This window comes from Sphingomonas sp. (assembly GCF_026460985.1).
Lineage (GTDB): Bacteria > Pseudomonadota > Alphaproteobacteria > Sphingomonadales > Sphingomonadaceae > Sphingomonas.
Map to the genome: position 1 here is coordinate 1 of NZ_JAPKNM010000040.1, position 10,687 is coordinate 10,687.

9 protein-coding genes are annotated in these 10,687 nt (G+C 68.0%); 2 read left to right on the top strand and 7 right to left on the bottom strand.

The window, feature by feature from the left end; all coding sequences use genetic code 11:
• The 6 genes from MT490_RS06985 to MT490_RS07010 all read right to left on the bottom strand — a co-directional run.
• The coding region (locus MT490_RS06985) for a biotin carboxylase N-terminal domain-containing protein (protein ID WP_297385516.1) at positions 1-554 on the bottom strand (554 nt) is incomplete at its 3' end.
• A gap of 130 nt (positions 555-684) precedes the next feature.
• On the bottom strand, positions 685-1,686 hold the full coding sequence (gene bioB, locus MT490_RS06990; RefSeq protein WP_297385518.1) for a biotin synthase BioB: 1,002 nt from the start codon (positions 1,684-1,686) through the stop codon (positions 685-687).
• Entirely contained in the window at positions 1,683-3,815 is a 2,133-nt protein-coding gene (gene scpA, locus MT490_RS06995) for a methylmalonyl-CoA mutase (protein ID WP_297385520.1), read from the bottom strand. The genes bioB and scpA overlap by 4 nt, the downstream gene beginning before the upstream one ends.
• A 156-nt stretch (positions 3,816-3,971) precedes the next feature.
• Positions 3,972-4,760 (bottom strand): enoyl-CoA hydratase-related protein, encoded by a 789-nt coding sequence (locus tag MT490_RS07000; protein ID WP_297385522.1) that lies wholly within the window; start codon positions 4,758-4,760, stop codon positions 3,972-3,974.
• Positions 4,761-4,892: 132 nt separating this feature from the next.
• On the bottom strand, positions 4,893-5,312 hold the full coding sequence (gene mce / locus MT490_RS07005) for a methylmalonyl-CoA epimerase (protein WP_297385523.1): 420 nt from the start codon (positions 5,310-5,312) through the stop codon (positions 4,893-4,895).
• Positions 5,313-5,408: 96 nt separating this feature from the next.
• Positions 5,409-6,935, bottom strand: a complete 1,527-nt coding sequence (locus tag MT490_RS07010) for an acyl-CoA carboxylase subunit beta (RefSeq protein ID WP_297385525.1) — start codon at positions 6,933-6,935, stop codon at positions 5,409-5,411.
• 277 nt (positions 6,936-7,212) lie between these two features.
• On the opposite strand from MT490_RS07010, the gene MT490_RS07015 reads away from it, so the two are divergent.
• A complete protein-coding gene (locus MT490_RS07015; RefSeq protein ID WP_297385526.1) occupies positions 7,213-8,622 on the top strand; it encodes a short-chain fatty acyl-CoA regulator family protein in 1,410 nt (469 codons plus the stop codon).
• A 5-nt stretch (positions 8,623-8,627) separates the two neighbouring features.
• Here the strand turns inward: MT490_RS07015 and MT490_RS07020 are convergent, their stop codons facing one another.
• Positions 8,628-9,551, bottom strand: a complete 924-nt coding sequence (locus MT490_RS07020; RefSeq protein ID WP_297385528.1) for a DUF3829 domain-containing protein — start codon at positions 9,549-9,551, stop codon at positions 8,628-8,630.
• 148 nt (positions 9,552-9,699) lie between these two features.
• Here MT490_RS07020 and MT490_RS07025 point away from each other — a divergent pair, with 148 nt between their 5' ends.
• Positions 9,700-10,473, top strand: coding sequence for a class II aldolase/adducin family protein (locus MT490_RS07025; protein WP_297385529.1), 774 nt, complete (start codon positions 9,700-9,702; stop codon positions 10,471-10,473).
• The last annotated feature ends 214 nt before the right edge of the window (positions 10,474-10,687 follow it).

Consider the following 10,687-nt stretch of genomic DNA (forward strand, 5'->3'; position numbering starts at 1 on the left):
TTGGTCGCCTCGAAGCCTTCACGCACGTCCTGCTCGCCATAAGCCAGCCGCATGCCCTTGCCGCCGCCGCCGGCCGAGGCCTTCATCATCACCGGATAGCCGATCTCGGAGGCGATCCGCACCGCATGCTCGGTGTCCGCGATCTCGCCGACGAAACCGGGCACGACGTTCACGCCCGCCGCCTTGGCGAGCTTCTTCGACTCGATCTTGTCGCCCATCGCGGCGATGGCGCCCGGCGGCGGCCCGACAAAGGCGATCCCGGCCTCGGCGCAGGCCCGGGCGAAGCTCTCGCGCTCGGAGAGGAAGCCGTATCCCGGGTGGATGCAGTCCGCCCCGGTCTCCTTCGCGGCGAGCAGGATCAGATCGGCCTTGAGATAGGATTCCGCCGCCGGCGCGGGCCCCAGCCGCACCGCCTCGTCCGCCATCCGCACATGCGGCGCGCGCGCATCGGCGTCCGAATAGACCGCGACGGTGGCGATACCCATCCGCTTCGCCGTCCGCATCACCCGGCACGCGATCTCGCCGCGATTGGCGACCAGGATCTTCTTGAACACTACTCCCCCTCCCCTTCAGGGGAGGGGGCCGGGGGGTGGGGCCTGTCCCCAAACACCCCGCCTGCGGACAGGCCCCACCCCAACCCCTCCCCTGAAGGGGAGGGGCTCGCATATCGCTCGGTCGTGAAACTCACTCCGCAGCCTCGCACACCCGCATCGGCTCCTCGCCCGTCATCGGCGTGAGCCCCAGCTTGGCGAACAGTGCCGCATCGGCGTCGTCCCCGCGATTGCCGGTGGTGAGCAGCCTGTCGCCGGTGAAGATCGAATTGGCGCCGGCCATGAAGCATAGCGCCTGCGTCGCCTCGCTCATGCTCTCGCGCCCCGCCGACAGCCGCACCATCGACTGCGGCATGGTGATCCGCGCCACCGCGACCGTCCGCACGAACTCGATATCGTCGATCTTCGCCAGCGGCGTATCGGCGAGCATGTCGCCGAGCACGGTGCCCTTGACTGGCACCAGCGCGTTGACCGGCACGCTCTCGGGATGCCGCGGCAGCGTGGCGAGCGCATGGATGAAGCCCACGCGGTCCCCCCGCGTCTCGCCCATGCCGACGATCCCGCCGCAGCAGACGTTGATCCCCGCCTCACGGACATTCTCCAGCGTGTCGAGCCGGTCCTCGAAGCTGCGCGTGGTGATCACTTCGCCATAGCGCTCGGGCGAGGTGTCGATATTGTGGTTGTAGTAATCGAGCCCCGCCTCGGCGAGCATCGCCGCCTGGGCGGGAGTCAGCATGCCGAGCGTCATGCAGGTCTCCATTCCCATCTGGCGTACGCCCTTCACCATCGCGACGATGGCGGGCATGTCGCGCTCCTTGGGATTGCGCCACGCGGCCCCCATGCAGAAGCGCGAGGAGCCGTTGTCCTTGGCCTGCGCCGCCGCCTGGAGCACCGCGCGGACGTCCATCAGCTTGGTCGCCTTGAGCCCGGTCTCGGCATGCGTCGACTGGTTGCAATAGCCGCAATCCTCGGGGCAGCCGCCGGTCTTGATCGAGAGCAAGGTCGACATCTGGACCTGGTCGGGCACGTGATGCGCGCGGTGCACGGTCTGCGCCTGGAACACCAATTCGCCGAAGGGCAGTTCGAACAATGCGGCGATCTCGTCGCGGGTCCAGTCGGTACGCACGTCACTCATTCGGCAGCCTCTTCGATCGGGGGCAGATTGTGTCCGAGCAGCTTGAGCACTTCCGAGGCCGCGCTGACAAGGTTGGTTCCGGGGCCGAAGATCGCCTGCACCCCGTGCGCGCGGAGGAATTCATAGTCCTGGGGCGGGATCACCCCGCCGGCGACGACCTTGATGTCGGCGCGACCGGCTTCCCTGAGCGCCGCGACCAGCTCGGGGATCAGCGTCTTGTGACCCGCGGCGAGGCTCGAGGCCCCGACCACGTCGACCTGCCGCTCGATCGCCAGCGCGCAGGTCTCGGCCGGGGTCTGGAAGAGCGGGCCCGAGACCACCTCGAACCCGAGGTCGGCGAAGGCGCTGGCGACGACATTGGCGCCGCGGTCATGCCCGTCCTGCCCCATCTTGGCGACGAGCACGCGGGGCTTGCGGCCCTGCCGCCGCTCGAACGCGGCGACGCCTTCCTCGGCGCGGAGCCAGCCCCTGTCCTCGGCATGGGCGGGGCCGTAGACCCCCTTGATCGGCGTCACCCCCACCGCGTGGCGGCCGAACGCGACTTCCATCGCCGCCGACATCTCGCCCAGCGTGCAGCGCGCCCGCGCCGCCTCGACGCAGAGCGCGAGCAGGTTCTCGCGCGCCATCGCGCCGCGGCGGAGGTTGCCGAGCGCCTCCTCGGCCCTGGCCGCGTCGCGATCGGCGCGGGTCTTGGCGATCCGCTTGACCTGGTCGGCGCGGACGCGGGTGTTGTCGATCTCGAGGATGTCGATCGGGGCGTCGTTCGGGTTGAGATACTTGTTCACCCCGACGATCACGTCCTCGCCACGATCGACCCGCGCCTGGCGGGCGGCGGCGGCGCGCTCGATATGCTCCTTGGGCATGCCGCTCTCGACCGCATGGGTCATGCCGCCCAGCGCCTCGACCTGCTCGATCAGCGCCCAGGCCTTTTCGGCGAGCTCGTTGGTCAGCGCCTCGACATAATAGCTGCCGCCCAAGGGATCGACGACGTGCGTCATCCCAGTCTCCTCCTGGAGGATGAGCTGGGTGTTGCGCGCGATCCGGGCGGAGAAGTCGGTGGGCAGCGCCACCGCCTCGTCGAGGCTGTTGGTATGGAGCGACTGGGTGCCGCCGAAGGTCGCCGCCATCGCCTCGATCGTGGTGCGGATGACGTTGTTGTATGGGTCCTGCTCGGTGAGCGACACGCCCGAGGTCTGGCAGTGGGTGCGCAGCATCTGCGAGCGGGGCGAGCCGCCGAAGCCGGCGATGATCCGGCTCCACAGCATCCGCGCCGCACGCAGCTTGGCGACTTCCATGAAGAAGTTCATGCCGATGCCGAAGAAGAAGGACAGGCGCCCGGCGAACTCGTCGATGTTCAGCCCCCGCGCGAGCGCCGCGCGGACATAGGCCATGCCGTCGGCGAGCGTGAACGCCAGCTCCTGCACCGCCGTCGCCCCCGCCTCGTGCATGTGATAGCCCGAGATCGAGATCGAGTTGAACCGCGGCATGTGCTCGGCGGTATAGGCGATGATGTCCGCGACGATCCGCATCGAGGGCTCGGGCGGATAGATGTACGTGTTGCGGACCATGAACTCCTTGAGGATGTCGTTCTGGATGGTCCCGGTGAGCTGGTCCTGGCGCACGCCCTGCTCCTCGGCGGCGACGATGTAGAAAGCGAGGCACGGCAGCACCGCGCCGTTCATCGTCATGCTGACCGACATCTGATCGAGCGGGATGCCGTCGAACAGGATCTGCATGTCGGCGAGCGTGTCGATCGCGACGCCCGCCTTGCCGACATCGCCGGTGACGCGCGGATGATCGCTGTCATAACCGCGGTGCGTGGCGAGATCGAAGGCGATCGAAAGGCCCTTCTGCCCCGCCGCGAGGTTGCGGCGATAGAAGGCGTTCGATTCCTCGGCGGTGGAGAAGCCGGCATATTGGCGGATCGTCCAGGGGCGCCCGGCGTACATCGTCGCTTTCACCCCGCGCGTGAACGGCGCGAAGCCGGGCAGCCCGGGATCGGGGGCGTCGGCGGCGGTGTAGAGCGGCTTGACCGCGATCCCCTCGGGCGTGTGCCAGGTGAGATCGGCGTCCTTCACTTCCTTCGCGGCGAGCGCTGCCCAGGCGTCGAGGGTGGGTTTGTCAGCCATTCTCCCTCTCCCCTTGTGGGAGAGGGAGGGAGCCGACGAAGTCGGCGGAAGGGTGAGGGGGAGTGAGACTCACATCCCCCTCACCCTTCCCACCGCCTTCGGCGGCGGGCCCCTTCCCTCTCCCACAAGGGGAGAGGGAGAATTGGACCGACTTCCTCACCGCCCCTTGAACTCCGGCTTGCGCTTCTGGAGGAACGCAATGCCCCCCTCCATCGAATCCGCCGTAGCGCGCGCCGCGCGTTGGTTGTCGGCCTCGCGCGCCATCGCGTCGACATAGCTTCCGTCGAGCGCCGCGTGCAGCTGGCGCCGCATCATCCCGAGCGCGACCGTCGGCCCCGCCGCGAGCCGCTCGGCGAGCCGCCAGGCCTCGCTGTCGACGACGTCCTCGTGCACGACCTCGTACACCATGCCCCAGTCGCGCGCCTTGTCGGCATGGACGCGCTCGCCGAGCATCATCATCTCGAGCGCGCGCGCGCGGCCGACGATCCGCGGCAGCATCCAGCTCGCGCCGCCATCGGGGACGAGGCCGATATTGACGAAGGCCTGGAGGAAATAGGCGTTGCTCGCGGCGATGCAGAAATCGGCGGCGAGCGCGAGGCTGCACCCGATCCCCGCCACCGGCCCGCGCACGCCGCTCACCACCGGCACCGAAAGCTCGGCGATGGCGAGCAGCGCCGGATGGTAATGCCCGGTCAGCGCCGCGTGCGTCGCCTCGCCCGGATCGCTCGCCGCCGCCAGCGCCCCGCTCGCGACATCGGCGCCCGAGCAGAAGGCCCGCCCCGCGCCGAGGAACAGCACCGCGCGTGCGCCGTCGAGCGCGGCCAGCGCCGAGCGGATCTCGTCGAACATCGCCGGCGGCGCGGCGTTGAGCCGCTCGGGCCGGTTGAGCGTGATCGCGAGCACGTCGCCGCGCCGCTCGGTGAGGATATGTTCGTACTCGGCCATCAAGCCTTCCCTAAGTCACCCCGGCCTTGTGCCGGGGTCCACTGCGCGGCGAGCGATACGCTCACCGCAATACATCTTGCATGCCTCCCGGTGGACCCCGGACCAAGTCCGGGGTGACGGGGGAAATGCGGGTCAGTGCCCATCCTTCGGCGTCTCCATGATCTCGGTGAGGACGCCGCCCATGTCCTTCGGGTGGACGAAGAAGATGAGCGTCCCGTGCGCCCCGATCCGCGGCTCGCCGAGCACCCGCGCGCCCTTGCCCTCGAACCACGCCTTGGCCTGGTGGATATCGGGCACCTCATAGCACAGGTGATGCTGCCCGCCCTGGGGGTTCTTCGCGAGGAAGCCGTGGATCGGCGAACCCTCGCCGAGCGGCTCGATCAGCTCGATCTGGCTGTTGGGCGTATCGACGAAGCACACCTTCACCCCCTGCGCGGGCAGGTCGAACGGCGCGCGGATCACCTCCGCACCCATCACGTTGCGATAGAAGGCGATCGACGCTTCGATCGAAGGCGTCGCGACGCCGACATGGTTGAGGCGGCCGAGCTTCATCAATCCTCCGTCACCCCGGCGAAAGCCGGGGCCTCGTGCCACGAGCCGCGTGCCTGCCGCCTGAGATCCCGGCTTTCGCCGGGATGACGGACGCGATCACAGCGGAATATTGTCATGCTTCTTCCACGGGTTCTCGAGCTGCTTGTTCCGCAGCTTCCTGAGCCCCAGCGCCACGCGCCGCCGCGTGGAATGCGGCATGATGACCTCGTCGATAAAGCCCTTGCTCGCCGCCACGAACGGGTTGGCGAAGCGCGCCTCATACTCGGCGGTGCGCGCGGCGATCTCTTCGGGCGTCTTGCCCCGGAAGATGATCTCGACCGCGCCCTTGGCCCCCATCACCGCGATCTCGGCGGTGGGCCAGGCATAGTTCAAATCGCCGCGCAGGTGCTTCGACGCCATCACGTCATACGCGCCCCCGTAAGCTTTCCGCGTGATCACGGTGATCTTGGGGACGGTCGCCTCGGCATAAGCGAAGAGCAGTTTGGCGCCGTGCTTGATGATTCCCGAATGCTCCTGCCCGACCCCCGGCAGGAAGCCGGGCACGTCGACGAAGGTCAGGATCGGGATATCGAACGCGTCGCAGAAGCGCACGAAACGCGCGGCCTTCTTCGACGAATTGATGTCGAGCACGCCCGCGAGCACCATCGGCTGGTTGGCGACCACGCCGACGGTGCGGCCCTCGACCCGACCGAAGCCGATCAGGATGTTGCCCGCATGCGTCGGCTGGAGCTCGAAGAACTCGCCTTCATCGAGCACCTTCCGCACGCATTCGTGCATGTCATAGGGCTGGTTGGCGCTGGGCGGGATCAGCGTGTCGAGGCTCTCCTCGACCCGGTCCCACGGATCGTCGCACGGCCGCTCGGGAACCGTCTCGCGGTTCGAGGCGGGAAGGAAGTCCACGAAGTCGCGGGCCGCGAGCAGCGCCTCGATGTCGTTGTCGAAGGCCACGTCGGCGACCCCCGACTTCGTGGTATGCGTCACCGCTCCACCCAGTTCCTCCTGCGTGACGATCTCGTTGGTAACGGTCTTCACTACATCCGGGCCGGTGACGAACATGTACGATGAATCCTTCACCATGAAGATGAAGTCGGTCATCGCCGGAGAATAGACAGCCCCGCCTGCACAGGGGCCCATGATCAGCGAGAGCTGCGGCACCACGCCGCTGGCGAGCACGTTGCGCTGGAACACCTCGGCATAGCCGCCGAGCGAGGCTACGCCCTCCTGGATCCGCGCCCCGCCACTGTCGTTGAGGCCGATCACGGGCGCGCCGACCTTCATCGCCATGTCCATGATCTTGCAGATCTTCTGCGCGTGGCGCTCGGAGAGCGAGCCGCCGAACACGGTGAAGTCCTGGCTGAACACGAAGACGAGCCGGCCGTTGATCGTGCCGCTGCCGGTGACGACGCCGTCGCCGGGGACGATCTGATCCTGCATCCCGAAATCGGTGCAATTATGCTCGACATACATATCGAGCTCCTCGAACGATCCCTGGTCTAGCAGCACCTCGACCCGCTCGCGCGCGGTGAGCTTGCCCTTGGCATGCTGCGCGTCGATGCGCTTCTGCCCGCCGCCCAGCCGGGCAGCCGCGCGGCGGCGCTCCAGTTCCTCGATCGTCGACGACATGCGGGTCTCCAGCGGGTGGCGCCTTCTGCACAGGGCATGCGGGGACACGCAAATGCAATGTTGCAAAGTTGCGGCGGGGAGGTTTGCAGAATATGGTTGCGGGGATGAGAAGCGCGATCCGCCCGCCCCGGAGCACGCCCCTCCCTGCAAGGGAGGGGATGGGGGTGGGTGCGAGCGTTAGCGAGCCCATCGAGCTGCGTGGAGTTGAAGAAAAGAGCGGGCATCGAGCCCACTCTTTTCTACCCACCCCCTGCCCCTCCCTTGCAGGGAGGGGAGTATGACGTCGCAACCCCGTCGCCGCCTGTTCGAAGGCTTTCGCCTGCGCGACCTGCGCCGCCGCCTCGGTCTCAGCCAGGCGGCGATGGCGGCCCGGCTGGGCATCTCGGTGCCCTATCTCTCGCAGATCGAGAATAACGGCCGCCCGATCACCGACGTGGTGCTGCTCGCGCTCGCCCGCGAATTCCCGATGGAGGCGGCGGACATCGGCGCCGAGGCCGAGACCTCCGCGCTGCTCCGCACGATCGACGCCGCCACCGACACCAGCATTCCTGCCCATCCCCTGAGCGAGACCGACGTCCGCCGCGGGCTCGAGCAGCAGCCCTTGCTCGCCCGCCGTCTCGTCGCGGTGCACGAGGCGTGGCGCCGCAGCCAGGAGCAGCTCCGCGTCCTCGACGACCGTTTCGACACCGGCTCCAGCGACGCCGCCCCGCTCCCCTGGGAGGAGGTCCGCGACTGGTTCCAGGCCGAGGGTAATTATATCGACGCGATCGACCGCTCGGCCGAGGCGCTGGCCGACGCGCTCGACGAAGGGCCGGTCGCGCAGGCGCTCGAGGACCGGCTGCGCCGCTGGCACGGCGTCCGCGTGGTCGGCGAGGACAGCGGCGGCAGCCAGCTCAGCCGCTTCGACGAGCGCGAACGCACGCTGGCGCTCAACGCCGGCCTCCCACCCGAGAGCCGCGCCTTCCTGCTCGCGCACCGCCTGGTCCGCTACGAATTCGCCAACGAGATGCGCCACGTCGTCGCCGAGGCCGGGCTGGTGAGCCGGGCGTCGCGCGAATTGCTGAGCGTCGGCCTCGCCAATTACGCCGCAGGAGCGCTGCTTATGCCCTACGGCCAGTTCCGCACCCGCGCCCGCGAAGTCCGCCACGACATCGACCGGCTGCGCCAGCGCTTCGGGGTGAGCTTCGAACAGGCGTGCCACCGGCTCTCGACGCTCCAGCGCCCGGGCGCGGCAGGCCTCCCCTTCTTCTTCTGCCGGGTCGACATGGCCGGCAACATCACCAAGCGCCACTCGGCGACGCGGCTCCAGTTCGCGGCGTTGGGCGGCGCCTGCCCCTTGTGGGTGGTGCACGAGGCAGTGGCGATCCCCGACCGCATCCTGGTGCAGCTCGCCGAGATGCCCGACGGCACGCGCTATGTCTCGATGGCCAAGGGGTTGGTCAAGCCCTCGGGCAGCTATGCGCGGCCGGCGCGGCGCTATGCGGTGGCCCTGGGCTGCGAGGAGGCGCACGCCGCCGACTTCGTCTATGCCGACGATCTCCGCCCCGGCGGCGCGGCGACTCCGATCGGGGCGAGCTGCCGCATCTGCCCGCGGACGGACTGCGACCAGCGGGCGTTCCCGCCGGCGGGTTCGGTGATCGAGATCGACGCGGATCGGCGCAGCGTGGTGCCCTACGCGTTCCGCTGACCCCCTCAACTGATGTTGTTCGCCAGGCTCACCGCTCGATTATAGGAATCGACCACCGACTGTGCGTCGTTGGCTGAATGCGATTGCTTCAGCTGGCGATATTGGCCGATCATCGATCCCAGCATGTCGACGACGAGGCTCTGCACGCCGAGCCGGCTCGTCTCCACCGGCTCCTTCGCTTTGGCCTTGGCGTCCGCAACGACCTTTTGCTGGTCGGCAAGCAGCGTCTCGAGCGAGCCGGCAAGCGCGTCGGCCTTCGCGAACACCGCGGGATCCTTCAGGTCCTCGGGCTTGTTGAACAGCCCGACCAGATCCTCGGCCTGCTGCATCGCCAGCTTGTTGTTGTAGCCCGTGGCGTCGCCGCTCTGCTTGAGCGTTGCGAGTTCCGCCTCCGTGCCGGCGCGGCGTTGCTTGGCCAGCGCGGCGTTGAAATCGTCCATCGCCTTCAGCGCCGCGTCGAATTCGGCGATCATCTGGGCGTCTTCGGCCTTGCCGCGCTTCAGCGCGTCCTGGCGATAGGCCTTGGTGTTGTAATAGGCGTAGAGCGGCCCCAGACGTGCCAGCACCTTCTGCAACGCGGTATCGAGCGCCTCCGCCGCCGCATCGAGCGGGCCCAGCGCGCCGGGCAGCGCGCGCGCCGCCTTGAGCTTGCCCTCGGCGGCTTCGATCCAGCCATCGCTGATCGTAATGTTCTCGCTCGGCGACCGGCCGGCCACGCGGGCTTCCTTGTAGGTTTGCGCCGTCGCCGGCAGGCCGAAGGTTTCGATCAAGGCATTATAGGCTTCGGTATAGGCGCTCAGCTTGGCCGCGGCGGCAGGCGAACTCGCCACGGCTTCCGCCGCACCGTTCCCCCCGTTACCCGATCCCGCGCCACCGCATGCGCACAGCGCCAGCAATCCCGCCAGAGCGACGCCCTGACGCAACTTCATTTTCCGCATTCGCCGGATCCCCTAAATCGTTGCGAGCGCGTAACGCCCCATCGAGGATTTTGATCCAGGTCAGGTTGCTTCCCGTCGGCCATTGGTTGCCGGGGCGCGGCTTTGCGTGGCATATTGCAACCAGAACAGGAGAGGATCGATGGCCACAGCGCTCCAGCAAGACGCCGGCAACCCGCTCGGCGTCAGCGACCGGGAATGGGAGGCCCGCCAGCAGCTCGCCGCCTGCTACCGCGTGTTCGATCACCTCGGCTGGTCCGAGATGATCTACAACCACATCACCGTGAAGCTGCCCGATCAGGAAGGCGCGTTCCTGATCAACCCGTTCGGGCTGCACTTCAGCGAAGTGAAGGCGTCGAACCTCGTCAAGATCGACATAGACGGCAACAAGCTCGACGGCTCGCTCTACCCCGTCAACCGCGCCGGCTTCGTCCAGCACGCCTTGTTCCACCGCCACCTGCCCGACGCGCATTGCATCATGCACACGCACACCACTGCGGGCATGGCGGTGAGCAGCGTCGAGGGCGGCCTTCGCCCCGTCAATTTCTACGCGTGCAATTTCGCCGGGCAGATCGCCTATCACGATTTCGAGGGCGTGACGGTGCGCGACGAGGAAGGCGAACGGCTGCTCGCCAATCTGGGCGACAAGCGCGTGATGCTGCTGCGCAACCACGGCATCCTCGTGATGGGCCGCACCCTGCCCGAGGCGTTCATCAAGCACTGGTCGCTCCAGCGCGCCTGCGAGATCCAGGTGGCGACGATGTCGATGGGCGAACCCCTGATGGTGCCGGACCAAGTCGTCGCCGTGCACCAGCGCGACCTCCATATGGCGCAGGTCCCGGGCGGGCCGGGCGCGGCGGACTTCGCGGCGATGGTGCGGTTGGTGGACCGGGTGGACCGGAGCTGGCGGGAGTAACAAAGCTCCTTCTCCCCTTGTGGGAGAAGGAAGGGGCCCACGCCGAAGGCGTGGGAAGGATGAGGGGGAGTGAGACTCATGTCCCCCTCACCCTTCCGCCGACTTCGTCGGCTCCCTCCCTCTCCCACAAGGGGAGAGGGATTTTCACCCGAAACGATACCCGCTCACCGCCCAGCCCATCACGTGGTCGCGGTAGTCGCACACGGCCGGCCCC